The organism is Arthrobacter sp. zg-Y895 (genome assembly GCF_020731025.1).
Taxonomy (GTDB): domain Bacteria; phylum Actinomycetota; class Actinomycetes; order Actinomycetales; family Micrococcaceae; genus Arthrobacter_B.
Genome location: NZ_JAJFZY010000001.1, coordinates 307516 through 327027 on the forward strand (window position 1 = coordinate 307516; position 19512 = coordinate 327027).

Below are 19512 nucleotides of genomic sequence, written 5' to 3' on the forward strand. Positions count from 1 at the left end.
CGACAACGGTTAGCTCCGGGCAGGTTGCGCTTACGTCACAATTACGTGCCCGGGTGGCCCGTGACACACGCCGGCAATAATCAATGGTTAGATTTTCCTTATGACCAGTGACACATCCCCAGGTAGCTCCGTGCCTGAATCCGCTGCACCGCTCGTTTCGCTGAAGAACGTGAACAAGCATTTCGGGGACCTCCACGTCCTGCAGAACATCAATCTCGACATTGCCCGCGGCGAGGTCGTGGTGGTGATCGGCCCCTCCGGGTCCGGCAAGTCAACGCTGTGCCGTGCCATCAACCGCCTCGAAACCATTGACGACGGCGAAATCACCGTTGACGGAGCCGTCCTGCCGTCCGAAGGCAGGGCTCTTGCCAAGCTGCGCGCCGACGTCGGCATGGTCTTCCAGTCGTTCAACCTTTTCGCGCATAAGTCCATCGTGGACAACGTTTCCCTCGGACCGGTCAAGGTCCGCAAGGCCAAGCCCGCCGAGGCCAAGAAACTGGCCATGGAACTGCTGGAGCGTGTGGGCGTCGCGAACCAGGCCAACAAGCTTCCGGCGCAGCTCTCCGGCGGCCAGCAGCAGCGCGTAGCCATTGCCCGCGCACTGGCCATGAAGCCGAAGGTCATGCTCTTCGATGAGCCCACGTCCGCCCTCGATCCGGAAATGATCAATGAGGTGCTGGACACCATGGTGGGCCTGGCGAAGGACGGCATGACCATGGTGGTCGTCACGCACGAAATGGGCTTTGCCCGCAAGGCTGCGGACCGGGTGATCTTTATGGCCGACGGACAGATTGTCGAAGAAGCCACTCCCCAGGAGTTCTTCACGAACCCCAAGAGCGACCGCGCCAAAGACTTCCTGGGCAAGATCCTCTCCCACTAGAACCGTTCCAAGCACTACACGCTCCACCAGCAGTACCGGGGTTTCACCAGTAGGCAGCAACCCTTATGAGGCTAGGTCCACCGCTTTTTGCGCGGAGGACCGCAATGCAAGGAGAAAAACATGCGCAAGACCCGTTACGCCGCAGCGGCCATCGCCGCCGTGGCAGCACTGACCCTGTCCGCCTGCGGCGGCGATTCCGGTTCTGAATCCGGCAGCAGCGAAGGCGCCACCGAAGGCTCCGGCGAGCAGATCCGTATCGGCATCAAGTTCGACCAGCCGGGCCTGGGCTTCGATGAGGGCGGCAACTACGCCGGCTTCGACGTCGACGTCGCCAAGTACGTCGCCAACGAGCTGGGCTACCCCGAGGACCAGATCGAGTTCATTTCCAGCCCCTCCGCCCAGCGCGAGAACATGCTGGAAAATGACCAGCTGGACATGATCTTCGCAACCTACTCCATCACCGATGCCCGCAAGGAAAAGGTTGCTTTCGCAGGACCGTACTTCGTGGCCGGCCAGGACCTGCTGGTTCCCACCGACAGCGACATCAGCGGTCCCGAGGACCTGGACGGCAAGAACCTCTGCTCCGTCACCGGCTCCACCTCCGCCCAGAAGATCAAGGACAACTACGCCGCCGGCGTGAACCTGCTGGAGCAGCCGAGCTACGCCGAGTGCGTGACCGCCATGCAGGGCGGCTCCATTGACGCCGTCACCACTGACGACATCATCCTTGCCGGCCTGGCCTCCACAGACGCCAACAAGGGCCAGTTCAAGGTTGTCGGCAACACCTTCTCGGAGGAGAAGTACGGTGTCGGCCTGCCGAAGGAAGGCGGCATCGTCAAGTGCGAGGACATCAACGCGGCCATCACCAAGATGGTCCAGGACGGTGCGTGGGAGGAAGCCATCAAGAAGAACACCGAAGGCGCCGACTACGCCTTCAATGAAGACCTGAACCCGCCGACGCCTGACGCCTGCGCCTAGTTCCTGCACGTTCCACCCCCGCGGGGAAGCCGGCGATAATCTCCGGCTTCCCCGTTGCGGGTTTTCTTCCACCGTAAAGAGGTGAAACATGGAGGGTTTTACTGCCCTCTTCGAGCAGTACGACGTCCTCGGCGCTTTCTGGGTTAATATCCAGCTTGCCTTCTGGGCGGCACTCTGGTCGCTGATACTCGGTACCGTCCTGGCACTGATGCGGATCTCGCCGATCCCCAGCCTGCAGTGGTTCGGTGCCGCCTACGTCAACATTTTCCGCAACACCCCGCTGACCATCATCATGGTGTTCGGCTCGCTGGCGCTGTGGTCGCAGCTGAATGTCAGCCTGTCCAGCGACTTCACCACCAACTTCTTCCGCCTGGCCGTGCTGTCGCTGACTGTCTACCACGCGGCGTTCTTCTGCGAAGCCATCCGCAGCGGCGTCAACACGGTTCCGCTGGGACAGGCCGAGGCCGCCCGGGCCATCGGCCTGGGCTTCCTGGAAGCAGCCCGGCTGGTCATTATGCCGCAGGCCTTCCGCGGCGCCATCGCCCCGATGGGCAACGTGCTGATCGCCCTGGTGAAGAACACCACCGTGGCCGCCACGGCCGGCGTCGCCCTGGAGACCTCCAGCATGATGAAGACCATGATCGAGTTCAATCCGAACCTGATGACGCAGATCTTCCTGACCTTTGCCATCGGCTACGTCATCATCGTTATCCCCATCGGCCTGCTTACCACCTGGGCCTCGAAGAAACTGGCGGTCGCACGATGAGCGCACAGAATGTCCTGTTTGATGCCCCCGGGCCCAAGGCCCGCCGCAACATCATGGTCGGCAACATCCTGGGCGTGCTGCTGATCGCAGCGCTGCTCTGGGTGGCGATCTCCGGGCTGGCGGACAAGGGCCAGTTCGACGCCGCCAAATGGACGCCCTTCCTGGAGTGGCGGACCTGGGAGTTCTTCATGCTCCCGGGACTGCTCTCCACGCTGAAGGCTGCCGCCGTGGCCGTGGTGACGTCGATTGTCTTCGGCCTGCTCTTCGGCATCGGGCGCCTTTCGCCTTTCAAGCCGATCAGCTGGGCCTGCGGGCTCGTGGTGGAGTTCTTCCGAGCGGTTCCCGTGCTGCTGATGATGGTGTTCTTCTACCAGTTCCTCTCCAAGTCCACTTCGGTGGAGCCGTCGCAGGTCCCCTTCTTCGCCGTTGTCATTGCCCTCACCCTTTACAACGGTTCGGTCATTGCGGAGCTGGTCCGCTCCGGCGTCTTCGGTCTGCCGAAGGGCCAGCGCGAGGCCGGACTGGCCATCGGCCTGACGCCGGGACAGTCGCTGCGCAGCATCGAGATGCCGCAGGCCCTCGTGGCCATGCTGCCGGCACTGCTGAGCCAGTTCGTGGTCATCCTGAAGGACTCCGCGCTGGGTACCTTCATCGGCTACACCGAGCTGCTGGACTACGCGCGCCGCCTGGCTGCGGGCGAAGGCAACATCCTGCCCGCGCTGCTGGTCACCGCCGCGATCTTCATTGCCCTCAACTGGATGCTCACGTTTGCCGCCCAGCGCCTCTCCCGGCGCCTGGGTGCACGTGCCGGCAAGGTGCTGAAGATCGAAGACACGATCGAGCCCGAGGGCGTCGAAGCTCCCGTACCGGCCGCTGCACCGGCGAAGGGCGCGGGAAAGTAACCGCACTCGGAACCACACAGCCAACGAAAAGAGGAGAGGACCGGCGCCATGCCGGTCCTCTCCTCTTTTGCTGCCTAAGCCCTAAACCGACGGGGACGGAACCCCGCGGCCGGTGCTAGCTCAGCCAGGACCTCAGTGCCGCCAGGCACTCCCTCACGGCGCCGGCATGCACGTGTTCGTTATCGGTGTGCGCCAGCAGGGCGTCCCCGGGACCGAAGTTCACGGCGGGAATGCCCAGCGCGCTGAACCGGGCGACGTCGGTCCAGCCGTATTTCGGTTTCGGTTCGGCGCCCACGGCGGCCACGAAGGATGCCGCCGCCGGCAGGGTCAGCCCCGGCCGGGCGCCGGCCGCCGCGTCGGTGCGGACGACGTCGAACCCTGAAAGCAGCTCCCGGACGTAGGCTTCGGCTTCCTCAATGCCCTTGTCCGGGGCAAAGCGGTAGTTGATTTCGACGGTGGCCGCATCCGGAATCACATTGCCCGCCGTCCCGCCCCAGATCCGGACGGCGTTCAGGGACTCACGGAAGTCCAGGCCCTCGACGTTCACCGTGGCCGGGGAGTGGTCGCGCAGCCGCACCAGGATGTCCGCCGCGGCGTGGATGGCGTTCTCCCCCATCCAGGCCCGCGCCGAGTGCGCGGCACGGCCCGTGGTGGTGGCGTGGAAGCGCATGGTGCCGTTGCAGCCGCCCTCCACGGTCCCGTTGGTCGGCTCCAGGAGGACGGCGAAGTCCGCCTTCAGCCAGTCCGGATGGCTGCGCTCCAACCGGCCGAGTCCGCTGAGGGAAGCCTCGACTTCTTCGTGGTCGTAAAACACGTACGTGATGTCCCTGGCGGGCTCGGTGAGGGCGGCTGCCAGGGCCAGCTGGACCGCCACGCCGCCCTTCATGTCGGTGGCGCCGCGGCCGTAGAGGACGTCCCCGTCCCACGTCGACGGTACGGTTCCGCGCGAGCCCGGCACCGTCGGCAGCGGCACGGTGTCCAGGTGGCCGGCAAGGATGATCCGCTCCGCCCGGCCGAGCCGGGTCCGGGCCACCACGGAGTCCCCGTCCCGGGACACTTCGAGGTGGGGGCAGGTACGGAGAGCGGTCTCGACGGCATCCGCCAGGGCGGTCTCGTTACCGGAAACGCTCTCGAAGTCCATCAGGGCCGCGGTCAGGTCCGCGACGTCGCCGAAAAGATCCAAGGAGGGCACAGATGCATCAGTCACCCTCCCACAGTACCGCTCGGTAGACTGGGAACCATGACTGTAAGCGCTGCCCCCACACCCGCTGAAACCCCCGATACCCGTACTGCGTCAGGCCTCGGCCTGGCCACCGTAACGTCCGACGGCGTCGTGCTCGATGTCTGGTTCCCCCGCCCCCTGCTGGGTGATGCCGCTTTCGACGGCGCCCTGAAAGACGATCTCGATGCCGCAGCCGCTGCCATGGCCGACGGTATCCGCGGCACCCACGGCGAAGTACTGGAAACCCGGATCGATCTCGACGCCGCCCCCGCCGACACAGCCGACGCCTACCTCCGCCTGCACCTGCTTTCCGCCCGCCTGGTCCAGCCGAACACCATCAACCTTGACGGCATCTTCGCTGCCCTGCCCAACGTGGTCTGGACCAACCACGGTCCGTGCGCGGTGGCCGACTTCGAGGCGGTCCGCCTGCGGCTGCGCAGCCGCGGCACCGTGACGGTCTACGGTGTGGACAAGTTCCCCCGCATGGCCGACTACGTACTGCCCTCCGGCGTCCGCATTGCCGACGCCGGCCGGGTCCGCCTCGGCGCCCACCTCGCCGAAGGCACCACCGTGATGCACGAAGGCTTCGTCAACTTCAACGCCGGCACCCTCGGCACGTCGATGGTCGAAGGCCGCATCTCCGCCGGAGTAGTGGTGGGCGACGGGACCGACGTAGGCGGCGGCGCCTCCATCATGGGCACCCTCTCCGGCGGCGGCAAGGAAAAGATCACCCTGGGCGAACGTGTCCTCCTGGGCGCGAACTCCGGCGTCGGCATCAGCATCGGTGACGACAGCGTGGTTGAGGCCGGGCTGTACGTGACGGCCGGGACCCGGGTCAGCGTCCTCGACGGCGGCGAGCCCCGCCTGGTGAAGGCCGCTGAACTCTCGGGCGTGCCCAACCTCCTGTTCCGCCGCAATTCCGCCACCGGTGCCGTGGAAGCACTGCCCCGCAACGGACGCACCGTGGAACTCAACTCCGCGCTGCACGCGAACTAGCGGCCGGACGCCATGCAACTGCTCCAGCAGCATGAAACCCGTTCCTTCCGGGTGCTGGTCCTGCTGCTGGTGCTGTGCGTGGCGGCGTTCGCCGCCTTGTTCGCTGTCTCCGCGCTCTCGGGAAAGAAGCAGGCACCGGTGATCACTGAACGCTGCGTGGCCGTCGTGGGCGGCGCGGAATACTGGCTGACGCTGGAACAGGCGGCGAACGCCTCGATCATCTCCGGGGTGGCGGTGGCCCGCGGGCTGCCGCCGCGCGCCGTCTCCATTGCCCTGGCCACTGCCCTGCAGGAATCGGGGCTGCGCAACGTGGATTACGGCGACGACGCCGGCCCGGACTCCCGGGGGCTCTTCCAGCAGCGCCCGTCGCAGGGTTGGGGCAGCGAGGCACAGGTCATGGACCCCGCCTACGCCGCCACCGCCTTCTACAACGGCCTGGAGCAGGTCCCGGGGTACTTGGAGCTCCCGATCACGGAAGCGGCCCAGGCGGTCCAGCGCAGCGCCTTCCCGGACGCGTACGCCAAGCATGAGGGCCCTGCCCGGGCCTTCGCTTCCGCCCTCACCGGGCAGACCCCCACCGCCCTCTCCTGCACCCTGCGGGCGCCGGTCGAATCCGCCGATCCCGCGGTGAGCGCTGCCGCCGTCGAGGAAATCTACGGACCGCTCAACGGATCCGTGCTGGGCCCGCTCTATCTGGCCGACGTCGAGGGTGCCTACGGCTGGTCCGTGGCCCAGTGGTTTGTCGCCAATGCCAAGACGCTGGGGATCGAGTCCGTGGCCTACGACGGCCGGACCTGGCATCGGGGTACGGCCGTCTGGACGGAATCGGACGCCGTACCCGGCCAGGTGGCCGTCACCGCGTTCAGTCTCCCCGCCGAATAAACGGTCCCGCCGGGGCACCACCGCCGCGGATACGGACGAGGAAGCGTTTAGGCTTAGAACCATGCGCATTCTAGTCACCGGTGGCACCGGCTATATCGGATCCCACACCACTCTCGCCCTCCTCGAAGCGGGCCACGATGTGGTGGTCCTGGACAACCTCCAGAATTCAAACGAGGAATCGCTGCGGCGGGTCCAGGAATTGACCGGCCGCAAGGCGGAATTCATCAAGGCAGACCTGCTGGATGAAGCTGCGCTCGAAGCGGCATTCGACGGCCGCTCCATCGACGCGGTCATCCACTTCGCCGGGCTGAAGGCAGTGGGCGAATCGGTGGCCAAGCCGCTTTACTACTACACCAACAATGTGGTCGGCACCATCAACCTGCTGCATGCCATGGACCGGCATGACGTGCGGACCATCGTCTTCAGCTCCTCCGCCACCGTCTACGGCGCATCCGAAGAGGTTCCCCTCACCGAGGACTCCCCCATGGATGCCGTGAACCCCTACGGGCGCACCAAGGAGCAGATCGAGGACATCCTCAGCGACCTCGGTGCCGCCGATGAACGCTGGAGCGTCGCCCTGCTGCGGTACTTCAATCCTGCCGGGGCCCACGAGTCCGGCCTGATCGGCGAGGATCCCACCGGAGTCCCGAACAACCTGCTGCCGTTCGTGGCGCAGGTTGCCGTCGGCCGCCGTGAAAAGGTCATGGTCTTCGGCAACGACTACCCCACACCGGACGGCACCGGCGTCCGTGACTACATCCATGTAGTGGACCTGGCCGCAGGCCACCTCGCCGCCCTCAACTACCTGGCCGAGGCCCCCGGCGTGCACCGCTGGAACCTGGGCACGGGCAACGGCTCTTCCGTCCTGGAAGTCCTCTCCGCCTTCTCCGCCGCCGCAGGCAAGGAAATCCCGTACGAGTTCGCCGAGCGCCGCCCGGGTGATGCCGCCGTCAGCTACGCCGACCCTGCCGCAGCGCACGCCGACCTCGGCTGGCGGGCCGAACGCACGCTGGAAAGCATGTGCGAGGACCACTGGCGCTGGCAGAAGAACAACCCCGAAGGCTACACCGCCCCGTAGGGCTTCCAGCCCCGTCAGCACCGCTGCCCGGCCTGGCCGCCGGAAAACCGGGCTGCGGATATAAGCGTTCAACAGAAAAAGGGAAGGTCCCCGGAATTTTCCGGGGACCTTCCCTTTTTCGTGTGTCTTACAAAGCGATCAGCGCTGCGGGTAGTTACGCTCCGGGGCGCCCGTGTAGAGCTGGCGCGGACGGCCGATCTTCGTCTGCGGGTCCTGCATCATTTCACGCCACTGGGCAATCCAGCCCGGCAGGCGGCCAATGGCGAACAGGACCGTGAACATCTTCTCCGGGAAGCCCATGGCCTTGTAGATCAGGCCCGTGTAGAAGTCCACGTTCGGGTACAGCTTGCGCTCGATGAAGTAGTCGTCGGCCAGGGCCTTCTCTTCCAGGCGCATGGCGATGTCCAGCAGCTCGTCGTTGCCGCCGAGCTTGGCGAGGATGTCGTGGGCGGTGGCCTTGACGATCTTGGCACGCGGGTCGTAGTTCTTGTAGACGCGGTGCCCGAAGCCCATGAGCTTCACGCCGTCTTCCTTGTTCTTGACCTTTTCCATGAAGGTCTCCGGCTGCATGCCGGTGGCCTGGATGTCGCGCAGCATGTTCAGCACTGCCTCGTTGGCCCCGCCGTGCAGCGGGCCGAAGAGGGCGCTGATGCCGGCCGAAACCGAAGCGAACATGTTGGCGTTGGAGCTGCCCACCAGGCGGACCGTGGAGGTGGAGCAGTTCTGCTCGTGGTCGGCGTGCAGGATCAGCAGCAGGTCCAGGGCCTTGACCAGGTCCGGATCGATTTCGTACGGCTCTGCCGGCAGGCCGAAGGACAGCCGCATGAAGTTCTCTACGAGGTTCATGGAGTTGTCCGGGTAGAGCATCGGCTGGCCGATGGACTTCTTGTGCGCGTAGGCCGCGATCACGGGCAGCTTTGCCATCAGGCGGACTGTGGAGAGCTCCACCTGTTCTTCGTCGAACGGGTCCAGGGAGTCCTGGTAGAAGGTGGACAGCGCGCTGACCGCCGAGGACAGGACCGGCATCGGGTGCGCGTCGCGCGGGAATCCGCCGAAGAAGCCCTTGAGGTCCTCATGGAGCAGGGTATGGCGACGGATCCGCTGGTCGAAGTTCTCCAGTTCGGTGGGCGTCGGCAGTTCCCCGTAAATCAGCAGGTACGAGGTCTCGAGGAAGCTCGAGTGCTTTGCCAGCTGCTCAATGGGGTATCCGCGGTAGCGCAGGATGCCCTGGTCGCCGTCGATGTAGGTGATCGCGGAGGTGGTGGCCGCCGTGTTCATGAAGCCGGGGTCAAAAGTGACGGTGCCGGTCTGCTTCAGCAGCTTGGAAACGTCGTAGCCGTTGTTTCCTTCAGCTGCGGCAACGCGGGGCAGTACAAGCTCGTCTTCCGGGTTTGGCCCGTACTGGAGCTTGGCACTTGGTTGCTCAGTCATTAATTCTCCTTTAGGAGTTTTCGAAACCGCCGCTATGTACATCCGCTTCCGGCGGACATAGTGCATTCCACTAAACTATTTCGCTAAAACGCTACCGGTTTCAGTGCCCTTACCACTAATCGAGGCGGGCACTGTTGTACAAGCGCAACATGGCTGGGCGCAGTATTACGGTGCAGTGCCCAATACTATTCCTCCACAGCACCTCCGCTGTCAGGCGGTTGTCCGGGCGCCGGGGCTATCCGCGCCGCAGGCCGTCCGGCACGGACCCCGCGTGCAGGCGCTCTGCGGCTGCACGGATGCCCTCGTCCGTGCCGGTGAGGGCAATCCGGACGTAGCCGGCACCGGCGTCGCCGTAGAAAACGCCGGGGCCCACGACTATTCCCAGTTCCGCGAAACGGGCCACGGTGGTCCAGGTGTCCTCGCCCGCACTCGCCCACAGGTACAACCCGGCTTCCGAGTGCTCGATCTTCAGGCCGAACGCCTCGAGTGCCGGGACGAGCAGGTTGCGGCGGGAGCGGTAGAGGTCCTTCTGGGCCGCCACGTGCGCCTCATCGCGCAGCGCTGCGGCCATGGCGGCCTGCACCGGCGCGGGGACGATCATTCCGGCGTGCTTGCGGCTGTTGACCAGGTTGGCGATCAGCGCCGGATCTCCGGCCGTGAACGCAGCCCGGTAACCGGCCATGTTGGACTGCTTGCTCAGGGAGTACACGGCGAGCAGGTTCTCGGTGCTTCCGCCGCTGATCCGCGGATCCAGGATGCTGGGGACGGGTTCGCCGCCTTCAGCAGGATCCCACTGTCCCCAGCCGAGTTCGGCATAGCATTCGTCCGAGGCAACCACTGCGCCCAGGGCACGGGCTTCTTCGACGAGGGTGCGCAGCGACTGGGCGGAGCGCACAATGCCGGTGGGGTTGCCCGGGGAGTTCACCCAGACCAGCCGTACGCGGGAACGCGTCTGCTCGTCCAGATCCGAGAGGTGGTCCGCGGCTACCGCCGTCGCACCGGCAAAGACAGCACCCATATCGTAGGTGGGGTAAGCCACCACGGGGCGGACAACGACGTCGCCCTCCCCCAGACCGAGCAGCAGCGGCAGCCAGGCCACGAGTTCCTTCGAACCCACGGTGGGGAGCACGGCGGCCGGATCCAGCCCGGACACGTTCCGGCGGCGGGCAAACCAGTCGACGACGGCGGCGCGCAGGTCCGCGGTGCCGTGCGTAGTGGGATAGCCCGGGGCATCCGAAGCCGCTGCCAGCGCGTCACGGACGACGGCGGGCGTCGGGTCCACGGGGGTGCCGATGGACAGGTTCACCGCTCCGTCAGGGTGCTCAGCTGCCCGGCGCTGGTAGGGCGCCATGGCGTCCCAGGGGTATTCCGGCAGGTCCAGCCCGAAGGCCCGGGACGCCGCGGCGCTCATGCCTGGTTCTGCGGCGGCAGGGCCGCGATGATCGGGTGGTCCGTGTGCGTGTTGCCTACCTTGGCAGCACCGCCGGGCGAGCCCAGGACGTCGAAGAACTCGACATTGGCCTTGTAGTACTCGGCCCATTCCTCGGGAGTGTCGTCTTCGTAGTAGATGGCCTCCACCGGGCAGACAGGTTCGCAGGCCCCGCAGTCAACACATTCGTCCGGGTGGATGTAGAGGGAGCGTTCGCCTTCATAGATGCAGTCCACGGGGCATTCTTCGATACATGCCTTGTCTTTTACATCCACGCACGGCTGCGCAATTACGTACGTCACGTCCCTTGCCTTCCTGATCTGCGGACCGTCGCCTCAAGGGACGGCGGGTCGCTGGGTGTTGGTTCCACGTTAGTAGCCTTGTCCATTATCTCCCAGCCGGAGCGTCCCGGTGACGCCGGCCCCGCCGTAGGATGGAGGGATGACGCCCGAAGACCCTGCCGCGCTGCTGCGCGCCCTGCAGCCCGGGGTGCGCGTGGTGGTCCGCTACCGGATCGACGGCGGCTTCACGGACGCACTGGGCACCCTGAGCGACGTCGGGACGGACGCCTGTACGGTCTCCACCCGCCGCGGCGAGGTCCTTATCGCGTATTCGCTGGTCACGGCGGCCAAAACCGTCCCGCCCGCTCCCCCGCGCCGGGCTGCGCGGATGCGTCCGCTCTAGCCCCATGAAATCGCATGCAAAAAGGCCGCCGGAACTTTTGTTCCAGCGGCCTTTTTGCGTACTTGAGTTCTGCGGATACCTTAGGCGGCGGTCCCGGCGGTCCGGTCCCGGCCGAGCACGCGTGCGCAGACCAGCACGGCTGCGACGGTGGCCAAGGCCTGTCCGAAGAGCCAGACCAGCCCGGCGGTCACTACCGGCGGCTGCTCCGGAGCGGAGGAGCCGGTCACGATCAGCGGCACCTCACTGACGAGGTCCAGGGAAAAGAGCCCCAGCACCACGTAGGTGATCACGCCGGTGACGGCGCTCAGCAGCGCACTGCGCTGCCAGAGGCCTACCAGCAAGGCGACGGCACCGCTGAACACTACGGCCAGCAGCGCACCGACGGGCAGTCCGTCGTCGCCCGCATACACCACGTGGCCGTGCAGGGACGTGCCCAGCAGGGCGGCCAGGATCCCGCCGGCAACGGCCACAAGAGGCCCCCGCCAGCGCGGGGACCTCTTGCCGGTTTCAGCCGTGGTGGAAATGACTAGGCCTTGGCGCGGGCGCGGTTGGCCTTGGCACGGTCGTTCGCGTTCAGGACCAGCTTGCGGATGCGGATGGACTCCGGAGTGACCTCCACGCATTCGTCCTCACGGGCGAATTCGAGCGACTCTTCCAAGGTGAGCTTCCGCGGCGGGGTCAGGTTCTCGAAGGTATCCGAGGAAGCGGCACGCATGTTGGTGAGCTGCTTTTCCTTGGTGATGTTCACGTCCATGTCATCGGCGCGGGAGTTCTCGCCGACGATCATGCCCTCGTAAACCTCGGAGGTGGGCTCCACGAAGAAGGAGCCGCGTTCCTGCAGCTTGATCATCGCGAACGGGGTGACGACGCCGGAGCGGTCGGAGATCAGCGAACCGTTGGTGCGGTACTCGATCGGACCGGCCCAGGGCTCGTAGCCCTCGGCGATGGACGAGGAGATGCCTGCACCGTGGGTTTCCGTGAGGAACTTGGTGCGGAAGCCGATCAGGCCACGGGCGGGAACGATGAATTCCATGCGGACCCAGCCGGTGCCGTGGTTGGACATGTTGACCATCCGGCCCTTGCGGGCGGCCATCAGCTGCGTGACGGCGCCCAGGTATTCCTCGGGTACGTCGATGGTCATGTGTTCCATCGGCTCGTTGACCTTGCCGTCGACAATCTTGGTGACTACCTGCGGCTTGCCGACGGTCAGCTCGAAGCCTTCGCGGCGCATCTGCTCCACCAGGATGGCCAGGGCGAGCTCGCCGCGGCCCTGGACTTCCCAGGCATCCGGACGCTCGGTCGGAAGGACCTTCAGCGACACGTTGCCGATCAGTTCCTTGTCGAGGCGGTCCTTGACCTGGCGGGCCGTAACCTTGGCGCCCTTGACCCGGCCGGCCAGCGGCGAGGTGTTGATACCGATGGTCATGGAGATCGCGGGATCATCCACGGTGATCAGCGGCAGCGGCTTGGGGTTGTCGACGTCGGTCAGGGTCTCACCGATGGTGATGTCCTCGATACCGGCGACAGCAACGATCTCGCCCGGTCCGGCGGATTCGGTCGGAACCCGGTCCAGTGCCTTGGTGGCCAGCAGTTCGGTGATCTTGACGGTCTTCATGGTGCCGTCCTGGCGCGCCCAGGCAACGGTCTGGCCCTTGCGCAGGGTGCCGTTGAAGATGCGCAGCAGGGCCAGGCGGCCGAGGAACGGGGAGGCGTCCAGGTTGGTGACGTGCGCCTGGAGGACACCCTCGGGGTCGTACGTGGGAGCCGGGATGTGGTCGATGATCGTCTGGAAGAGCGGTTCCAGGTTGTCATTCGCAGGGGCTGAGCCGTCGGCCGGCTGCTCCAGGGAAGCTGCACCGACGCGGGCGGCGGCGTAGACAACGGGGACGTTCAGGACCAGGTCAAGGTCAAGGTCCGGAACTTCGTCGGCGAGGTCGGAGGCCAGGCCGAGCAGCAGGTCCATGGACTCGCTGACGACTTCGTCGATCCGGGCATCGGGACGGTCGGTCTTGTTGACCAGGAGGACTACCGGCAGCTTCGCGGCCAGCGCCTTGCGCAGCACGAAGCGGGTCTGGGGCAGCGGGCCTTCGGAAGCGTCAACAAGCAGCACAACGCCGTCGACCATGGACAGGCCGCGCTCGACCTCGCCGCCGAAGTCGGCGTGGCCGGGGGTGTCGATGACGTTGATGGTGATGGTTTCGCCCTTGGCGGCCGGACCGTTGTAGAACACGGTGGTGTTCTTGGCCAGGATGGTGATGCCCTTTTCGCGCTCCAGGTCACCGGAGTCCATCACGCGGTCTTCCACGTCTCCGTGGGCGGCAAACGAGTTCGTCTGCTTCAGCATGGCGTCGACGAGAGTCGTCTTACCGTGGTCAACGTGGGCCACAATCGCAACGTTGCGGAGATCGCTTCGTACTGCGGTATTTACAGCCGTGTTGGTTTCTGACATGCGTGAGGACTCAATTCATAGGAGATCAGTTCGGGGTGTATCTTTTTCGGCCGGATGGGTACCGGCGTTTCCGGCTGTTCTGTACGAATGCTGATTCAATCGCTTGCTCAATCACCAGTCAGAATCCACCGAAGGCCCCGCCGTCAGCGGGCACGCTAACATTCTAGTCGCAATACCATACGATCCCTAATGCGTGCCTTTGAGGGGCGGACCGGACAGCGCGGCTTCGGGGCGCGGGCAGGGCCTGGGGCAGGCGCAGAACCGGGGCCGTGCCGGACACACTGAAGGCGGGGAACCTGTCCGGTTCCCCGCCTTCAGTGCATGTGCTGCCAGGCCGCTAGGCGACTTCGGGCGGCAGTTCCAGGCGTGAGCCCGGGATGGCCGCCAGCAGTGCCTGCGTGTAGGCCTGCTGCGGGGCGTCAAACACGTCGTCCGTGGTGCCGGTCTCCACGAGCTTGCCCTTTTCCATCACGCAGACGAAGTCCGCGATCTGCCGGACCACCGCGAGGTCATGCGTGATGAACAGGTAGCTCAGTCCCAGCTCCGACTGCAGGTCCGCCAGCAGGTTCAGGATCTGGGCCTGGACCAGGACGTCCAGCGCCGAAACCGCTTCGTCGCAGATGACCACCTCGGGATCCAGCGCCAGGGCCCGCGCAATGGCCACGCGCTGGCGCTGGCCGCCGGAGAGCTCGTTCGGGAAGCGGCGCATCACCGACGACGGCAGGGCCACCTGGTCAAGGAGCTCGCGCACCTTGGCCTCGCGGCTCTTGGACGTGCCGATCTTGTGCACCCGAAGCGGCTCTTCGATGGTGCGGAAGATGTTGTACATCGGGTCCAGGGAACCGTACGGATCCTGGAAGATCGGCTGTACCCGGCGGCGGAACTCGAACATCCGCTTGCTGTTCAGCGTGGTCATATCCACCCCGTTGAACAGGATGGAGCCGCTGGTGGGCGTCTCCAGGTTCAGCACCATGCGGGCCACTGTGGACTTGCCCGAGCCGGACTCGCCCACGACGGCGGTGGTGGTGCCGCGCTTGATATCGAAGGAGACGTTATCCACGGCGGTGAAATCCGTCGACTTGCCGAGCCCGCTGCGGAGCTTGAAGACCTTCGTCAGGTCCTTCACCTCAATGACGTTATCCGCAGCCTTCAGCTTGGCATCGTCTTCGGAGGTGAGCAGGTCTGCGCTCTCCAGGCCGCGGCTCTTCGCAGAGTCGATGCGCTTGGAGGCCAGCGAGGGCGCCGATTCCACGAGCTTACGCGTGTAGGGGTGGCGGGGGTTGGTAAGGATTTCCAGGGCCGGCCCGGATTCCACCACGCGTCCCTTGTACATCACAACGACCTTCTGGGCGCGTTCCGCGGCCAGGCCGAGGTCGTGCGTGATCAGCAGCACCGCGGTGCCCAGTTCCTCCGTGAGGGTGCCCAGGTGGTCCAGGATCTGGCGCTGGACGGTGACATCCAGCGCCGACGTCGGCTCATCGGCGATGAGCAGTCGGGGCCGGCAGGACAGGCCAATGGCAATCAGTGCACGCTGGCGCATGCCGCCGGAGAACTCGTGCGGGTATTGCTTGGCGCGGCTTGCCGCATCCGGCAGGCCGGCCTGCTCCAGGACCTTGGCGATGTCCGCCGAGGAGTGGGGCAGCCCGTTGGCGCGCAGGGTTTCCTTGACCTGGAAACCGATCTTCCACACGGGGTTCAGGTTGGACATCGGATCCTGCGGAACCATGCCGATCGAGTTGCCGCGCAGCTCCTGGATCCGCTTGGCGCTGGCATTGGAAATGTCCTCGCCGTCAAAGAGGATCTGGCCTGCGCTGACCCTGCCGTTGCCGGGCAGCAGGCCAATGGCCGCCAGCGCCGTCGTCGACTTGCCGGAGCCGGACTCGCCCACGATGGCCACGGTTTCGCCGGGCATGATCGTCAGGTGTGCGTCACGGACTGCTTCGACGTCGCCGTTTGCGGTGGCAAAGGTGATTGCCAGGTCGCGGACTTCCAGCAGGGGCTTCACAGCCTCGTTTTGTGTATTGATGGTCATCGTTTGCGCGCCTTCGGATCAAGAGCATCACGGACCGCGTCGCCGAGCATGATGAAGCTCAGCACGGTGATGGAGAGGGCGGCCGCAGGCCAGAGCAGCGTTGAGGGGTTGGACCGCAACGAAGACTGGGCGGCCGAGATGTCATTGCCCCAGGACATGATGCCCGGCGGGAGCCCGATGCCCAGGAAGGACAGCGTGGCTTCCGCAACGATGAACGTGCCCAGCGAGATGGTGGCGATCACGATCACGGGAGCAGTGGAGTTGGGAATAACGTGCTTCACCAGTGCCGAGAACCGCGAAACGCCGAGGGAGCGGGACGCCACCACGAAGTCCGCGTTGCGGACCGAGATCACGGCGCTGCGGGTGATGCGGGCTACCTGGGGCCATCCGAAGATCAGCAGCGTGAAGACCACCGTCATGACCGTGCGGTTCTCGCGGAAGGTCGGCAGCTGCATGATGATGATGGCGCCGAGGATCAGCGGCAGGGCGAAGAAGATATCGCCGACCCGGGCGAGGATGGCATCGAGCCATCCGCCGTAGTAGCCGGCCAGTGCTCCCGCGATGCCGCCGATGATCACGACTGCCAGTGTGGTCAGCACTCCCACCATCAGGGACGCGCGTGTGCCGTAGATAACGCGGGCGTAAACGTCGCAGCCCTGGAAGGTGAAGCCCAGCGGGTGCCCCGCCGAGGGCGCACCGTTGGAGTTGGCCAGCAGGCAGTTTTCATCCGGTGACGCATTCGTGAACAGGCCCGGGAAAGCCGCGACCGTCAGGATCAGCAGGATAAGCAGTGCGGAAATGATGAACAGCGGCTGGGTGCGCAGGTTGCGCCAGGCCTCCCCCCAGAGGCTCAGCGGCTGGACGTCGTCCTTGACGCTGTCGGTCGCGGCCAGAGGGGTTTCCTCCAGCGGAGCGACGTAGTGCTCGATGTTTGTGGTGTCTTTATGCATAACGGATCCTCGGATCAAGCCAGGCGTACAGGAGGTCTACCAGGAGGTTGGCGATGACGTAGACGAAGACGAGGACACTCACGATCGACACGATCGTCGGTCCCTCTCCCCTGATGACTGACTGGTAAAGTCGCTGTCCCACTCCGGGGACGTTAAAGATGCCTTCGGTGACGATGGCGCCGCCCATCAGTGCGCCCAGGTCCGCCCCGAGGAAGGTCACCACGGGAATCAGGGAGTTGCGCAGGATGTGCACGGTGACCACGCGCGGCCGGGAAAGCCCCTTGGCGGTGGCGGTGCGGACGTAGTCGGCGTTCATGTTCTCGATGACCGAGGTGCGCGTCAGGCGCAGGACGTAGGCGAAGGATGCCAGGCCCAGCACCACTGCCGGCAGTATCAGGTCCGCCCAGCTGGCGTCGCCGCCAACTGTTGGGCTGGTCCATTGGAGCTTGACGCCCACCAGGAACTGCAGCAGGAAGCCGAGCACGAACACCGGGATCGCGATCACGATCAGGGAGACAACCAGGACGGTGCTGTCGAAGATCTTGCCCTTCTTCAGGCCGGCCATGAGGCCGAACGCAATACCGAAGACCGCTTCGAAAAGCAGGGCCAGCACGGCGAGGCGCATGGTCACCGGGAAGGCTTGAGCCAAGACGGCCGAAACCTCGCGGCCGGAGAAGTCGACCCCCAGGTTAAAAGTGACCAGGTTCTTCAGGTACAGCAGGTACTGGACGATGAAGGGCTGGTCCAGGTTGTACTGGCTGCGCAGCTGGGCGGCAACGGCCTCATTGACCGGCTTGTCGCCGAACAGCGCGGCGATGGGGTCTCCCGGCAGGGAGAACACCAGGAAGTAAACGAGGAAGGTTGCCCCGAAGAAAACGGGGATCATTTGGAGGAAGCGTCGAATGACGTAGCCGGCCATTAGGGGTGTCCTCCTGGCTGCTGTGGGGGAATGAAGTTCCGCATTTTTTCGTATGCCTGTTCTTGATAGAACCCGAATACAAACCGGGGCCCGGCCTTCTGGCCGGGCCCCGATCGGTCGGTCTAGATACTGCTACTTGGCCGTGACGTTGTAGTACACAGGGACGCCGTTCCAGCCGGTTTCAACGTTGTCCACGTTTTCACTCCAGCCGGACTGTGCAACCTGGTACCACAGCGGGATGACGGGGAGGTCCTTCAGCAGGACTTCCTGGGCCTGGTTGAAGATTTCGGCTCCGTCTTCCGGGGTGGAAGCGGCAAGGCCTTCGCCCAGGAGCTTGTCGAACTCTTCACTCGAGTATTCGCCGTCGTTGGAACCTGCCCCGGTGCCGTACAGCGGGCCGAGGAAGTTGTTCAGGGACGGGTAGTCAGCCTGCCAGCCGGTGCGGATGGCACCGGACAAGGTCTTGGCGGTAGCGTCTGCGCGCAGTTCCTTGAACGTTGCGTAGGGCTTGCCTTCGGCCTGGATACCAAGGTTGTTCTTGAGACCGTTGGCTACGGCGTCAACCCATTCCTTGTGGTTGGCGTCGGCGTTGTAGCCGATGGTGAAGGCCTGGTCGGCGGGCCAGGGTGAAACCTTCTCGGCTTCTTCCCAGAGTTCCTTGGCCTTCTTGGGGTCGAACTCGAGCACCTCGTTGCCGGGGATGCTGTCGTTGTAGCCCTCGATCACCGGAGCGGTGAATTCAGTGGCCGGTTCACGGGATCCCGAGAAGACAACCTCGGTGATTTCGTCCCGGTCGATGGCCATGGAGATGGCCTGGCGGCGCAGCTCTCCGGCTTCGCCCGAGAACTCCGGCAGGTAGCCGGGGATCGTGATGGTCTGGTTGCCTGCATACGCCTTTTCGGAGAAGCGGCCCTCGCCCAGATCGGTCTTGAACGTCTTCAACGCCATGTTGGGAATGGTGTCGAGGATGTCCAGCTCGTTCGACTGCAGGTCTGCGTAGGCTGCGTCGAAGGAGGAGTAGAACTTGAAGGTTACTCCGCCGTTCTGCGGTACGCGGGTTCCGGTGTAATCCGGGTTGGCGACCAGGTCGATCTGGATCTCATGCTGCCAGGCGTCGTCGCCGGCCAGCTTGTACGGTCCGTTGCCGACCGGATTCTCGCCGAACGCGGCGGGATCTTCCAGTGCACCGGCGGGCAGCGGGAAGAAGGCGGTGTAGCCAAGTCGCTGCGGGAAGTCGGATTCCGGCTGGCTGAGCTTGACGGTGAACGTGGTGTCATCCACCACGGCCAGTCCGCTCATGGTGTCGGCCGTGGCACCTTCTGCACTGACTTCGTCGTAGCCTTCGATGCTCTCGAAGAAGTACGAGTTCAGCTGGGCATTCTTGGCGGCTGCACCGAAGTTCCAGGCGTCAACGAAGGACTTGGCCGTGATGGCCTCGCCGTTGGTGAACTTCTGGTCCGCCTTCACCTTGATGGTGTAGGTCTGGGAATCTTCGGTCTCGATGGACTCGGCGAGTTCGTTGACCGTATTGCCGTCAGCGTCGTAGCTGACCAGGCCTTCGAAGAGCAGGTCCATGATGCGTCCGCCGCCAACTTCGTTGGTGTTGACCGGCATCAGCGGGTTCTGCGGTTCGGTGCCGTTAGCGGTGATGATCACGGCGTTGTTGCTGCCTTCGGTCTCACCCGAGCCTTCGGCCGATTCGTCGGATCCCCCACCGCAGGCGCTCAGCGTAAGTGCGGCAAGTGCCGCTACGCTCAGCATTTTGGAAGTGCGTGTGACGCGCATTCCGCCTCCTAGTTCTATTCGGTGCCGGCGATGATGACGCCGGCGTTGCGGCTCTGCCAAATGGTGAACCGACTCACAAAGCCAAAAGCATAAGCCCACTTTGTTGCCGTCAGGTAACCAAGTCCGGCA

Annotated in this window: 18 protein-coding genes; 8 read left to right on the forward strand and 10 right to left on the reverse strand. The window is 64.9% G+C overall.

Annotation, left to right across the window (positions count from 1 at the left end; genetic code table 11):
- The first annotated feature begins 160 nt into the window (after positions 1-160).
- From LJ760_RS01360 to LJ760_RS01375, 4 genes are all read left to right on the forward strand, one after another.
- A complete protein-coding gene (locus tag LJ760_RS01360) occupies positions 161-880 on the forward strand; it encodes an amino acid ABC transporter ATP-binding protein (protein WP_231711751.1) in 720 nt (239 codons plus the stop codon).
- Between the two features lie 120 nt (positions 881-1000).
- A complete protein-coding gene (locus tag LJ760_RS01365) occupies positions 1001-1858 on the forward strand; it encodes a glutamate ABC transporter substrate-binding protein (RefSeq protein ID WP_227918452.1) in 858 nt (285 codons plus the stop codon).
- A gap of 88 nt (positions 1859-1946) precedes the next feature.
- On the forward strand, positions 1947-2624 hold the full coding sequence (locus LJ760_RS01370) for an amino acid ABC transporter permease (protein ID WP_227918455.1): 678 nt from the start codon (positions 1947-1949) through the stop codon (positions 2622-2624).
- Positions 2621-3526 (forward strand): amino acid ABC transporter permease, encoded by a 906-nt coding sequence (locus tag LJ760_RS01375; protein ID WP_227918457.1) that lies wholly within the window; start codon positions 2621-2623, stop codon positions 3524-3526. Before LJ760_RS01370 ends, LJ760_RS01375 begins: the two co-directional genes overlap by 4 nt.
- A 115-nt stretch (positions 3527-3641) precedes the next feature.
- Here LJ760_RS01375 and dapE read toward each other — a convergent pair whose 3' ends face one another.
- Complete coding sequence (dapE, locus tag LJ760_RS01380; protein ID WP_227918459.1) at positions 3642-4733, reverse strand: succinyl-diaminopimelate desuccinylase; 1092 nt, start codon at positions 4731-4733, stop codon at positions 3642-3644.
- Positions 4734-4766: 33 nt separating this feature from the next.
- On the opposite strand from dapE, the gene dapD reads away from it, so the two are divergent.
- The 3 genes from dapD (at position 4767) to galE (ending at position 7704) form a co-directional block, all read left to right on the forward strand.
- On the forward strand, positions 4767-5744 hold the full coding sequence (gene dapD / locus LJ760_RS01385) for a 2,3,4,5-tetrahydropyridine-2,6-dicarboxylate N-succinyltransferase (RefSeq protein WP_227918462.1): 978 nt from the start codon (positions 4767-4769) through the stop codon (positions 5742-5744).
- A 12-nt stretch (positions 5745-5756) separates the two neighbouring features.
- Positions 5757-6626, forward strand: a complete 870-nt coding sequence (locus LJ760_RS01390) for a hypothetical protein (protein ID WP_227918465.1) — start codon at positions 5757-5759, stop codon at positions 6624-6626.
- Positions 6627-6687: 61 nt separating this feature from the next.
- Positions 6688-7704: a UDP-glucose 4-epimerase GalE gene (galE, locus tag LJ760_RS01395; protein ID WP_227918467.1), complete on the forward strand. Its 1017-nt coding sequence runs from the start codon at positions 6688-6690 to the stop codon at positions 7702-7704.
- Positions 7705-7842: 138 nt separating this feature from the next.
- Here galE and LJ760_RS01400 read toward each other — a convergent pair whose 3' ends face one another.
- The 3 genes from LJ760_RS01400 to fdxA all read right to left on the reverse strand — a co-directional run bounded on the left by LJ760_RS01400 (position 7843) and on the right by fdxA (position 10866).
- On the reverse strand, positions 7843-9135 hold the full coding sequence (locus tag LJ760_RS01400) for a citrate synthase (protein ID WP_227918469.1): 1293 nt from the start codon (positions 9133-9135) through the stop codon (positions 7843-7845).
- Positions 9136-9370: 235 nt separating this feature from the next.
- Entirely contained in the window at positions 9371-10546 is a 1176-nt protein-coding gene (gene dapC / locus LJ760_RS01405) for a succinyldiaminopimelate transaminase (protein ID WP_227918472.1), read from the reverse strand.
- A complete protein-coding gene (gene fdxA, locus LJ760_RS01410; RefSeq protein ID WP_227918473.1) occupies positions 10543-10866 on the reverse strand; it encodes a ferredoxin in 324 nt (107 codons plus the stop codon). The genes dapC and fdxA overlap by 4 nt, the downstream gene beginning before the upstream one ends.
- A 139-nt stretch (positions 10867-11005) precedes the next feature.
- On the opposite strand from fdxA, the gene LJ760_RS01415 reads away from it, so the two are divergent.
- On the forward strand, positions 11006-11248 hold the full coding sequence (locus LJ760_RS01415) for a putative acetyltransferase (protein ID WP_227918474.1): 243 nt from the start codon (positions 11006-11008) through the stop codon (positions 11246-11248).
- A gap of 80 nt (positions 11249-11328) precedes the next feature.
- Here the strand turns inward: LJ760_RS01415 and LJ760_RS01420 are convergent, their stop codons facing one another.
- From LJ760_RS01420 to LJ760_RS01445, 6 genes are all read right to left on the reverse strand, one after another.
- Positions 11329-11718, reverse strand: coding sequence for a hypothetical protein (locus LJ760_RS01420; protein ID WP_227918475.1), 390 nt, complete (start codon positions 11716-11718; stop codon positions 11329-11331).
- 56 nt (positions 11719-11774) lie between these two features.
- Positions 11775-13697 carry a translational GTPase TypA gene (typA, locus tag LJ760_RS01425; protein ID WP_227918483.1) on the reverse strand — a complete coding sequence of 641 codons (1923 nt, stop codon included), beginning with the start codon at positions 13695-13697 and terminating at the stop codon, positions 11775-11777.
- A 337-nt stretch (positions 13698-14034) separates the two neighbouring features.
- Complete coding sequence (locus LJ760_RS01430; RefSeq protein ID WP_227918486.1) at positions 14035-15729, reverse strand: ABC transporter ATP-binding protein; 1695 nt, start codon at positions 15727-15729, stop codon at positions 14035-14037.
- On the reverse strand, positions 15726-16679 hold the full coding sequence (locus LJ760_RS01435; RefSeq protein ID WP_227918488.1) for an ABC transporter permease: 954 nt from the start codon (positions 16677-16679) through the stop codon (positions 15726-15728). Before LJ760_RS01435 ends, LJ760_RS01430 begins: the two co-directional genes overlap by 4 nt.
- Entirely contained in the window at positions 16672-17598 is a 927-nt protein-coding gene (locus LJ760_RS01440; RefSeq protein WP_227918490.1) for an ABC transporter permease, read from the reverse strand. Before LJ760_RS01440 ends, LJ760_RS01435 begins: the two co-directional genes overlap by 8 nt.
- A gap of 132 nt (positions 17599-17730) precedes the next feature.
- Positions 17731-19383 (reverse strand): peptide ABC transporter substrate-binding protein, encoded by a 1653-nt coding sequence (locus tag LJ760_RS01445; protein WP_227918493.1) that lies wholly within the window; start codon positions 19381-19383, stop codon positions 17731-17733.
- Positions 19384-19512: the final 129 nt, after the last annotated feature.

Coding starts and splice junctions, on each gene's coding strand:
- LJ760_RS01430 (WP_227918486.1), bottom strand. CDS start 15,729: ATGACCATCAATACACAAAACGAGGCTGTGAAGCCCCTGCTGGAAGTC.
- LJ760_RS01370 (WP_227918455.1), top strand. CDS start 1,947: ATGGAGGGTTTTACTGCCCTCTTCGAGCAGTACGACGTCCTCGGCGCT.
- dapD (WP_227918462.1), top strand. CDS start 4,767: ATGACTGTAAGCGCTGCCCCCACACCCGCTGAAACCCCCGATACCCGT.
- LJ760_RS01400 (WP_227918469.1), bottom strand. CDS start 9,135: ATGACTGAGCAACCAAGTGCCAAGCTCCAGTACGGGCCAAACCCGGAA.
- LJ760_RS01390 (WP_227918465.1), top strand. CDS start 5,757: ATGCAACTGCTCCAGCAGCATGAAACCCGTTCCTTCCGGGTGCTGGTC.
- dapC (WP_227918472.1), bottom strand. CDS start 10,546: ATGAGCGCCGCGGCGTCCCGGGCCTTCGGGCTGGACCTGCCGGAATAC.
- galE (WP_227918467.1), top strand. CDS start 6,688: ATGCGCATTCTAGTCACCGGTGGCACCGGCTATATCGGATCCCACACC.
- LJ760_RS01375 (WP_227918457.1), top strand. CDS start 2,621: ATGAGCGCACAGAATGTCCTGTTTGATGCCCCCGGGCCCAAGGCCCGC.
- LJ760_RS01445 (WP_227918493.1), bottom strand. CDS start 19,383: ATGCGCGTCACACGCACTTCCAAAATGCTGAGCGTAGCGGCACTTGCC.
- LJ760_RS01435 (WP_227918488.1), bottom strand. CDS start 16,679: ATGCATAAAGACACCACAAACATCGAGCACTACGTCGCTCCGCTGGAG.
- LJ760_RS01365 (WP_227918452.1), top strand. CDS start 1,001: ATGCGCAAGACCCGTTACGCCGCAGCGGCCATCGCCGCCGTGGCAGCA.
- typA (WP_227918483.1), bottom strand. CDS start 13,697: ATGTCAGAAACCAACACGGCTGTAAATACCGCAGTACGAAGCGATCTC.
- LJ760_RS01440 (WP_227918490.1), bottom strand. CDS start 17,598: ATGGCCGGCTACGTCATTCGACGCTTCCTCCAAATGATCCCCGTTTTC.
- LJ760_RS01415 (WP_227918474.1), top strand. CDS start 11,006: ATGACGCCCGAAGACCCTGCCGCGCTGCTGCGCGCCCTGCAGCCCGGG.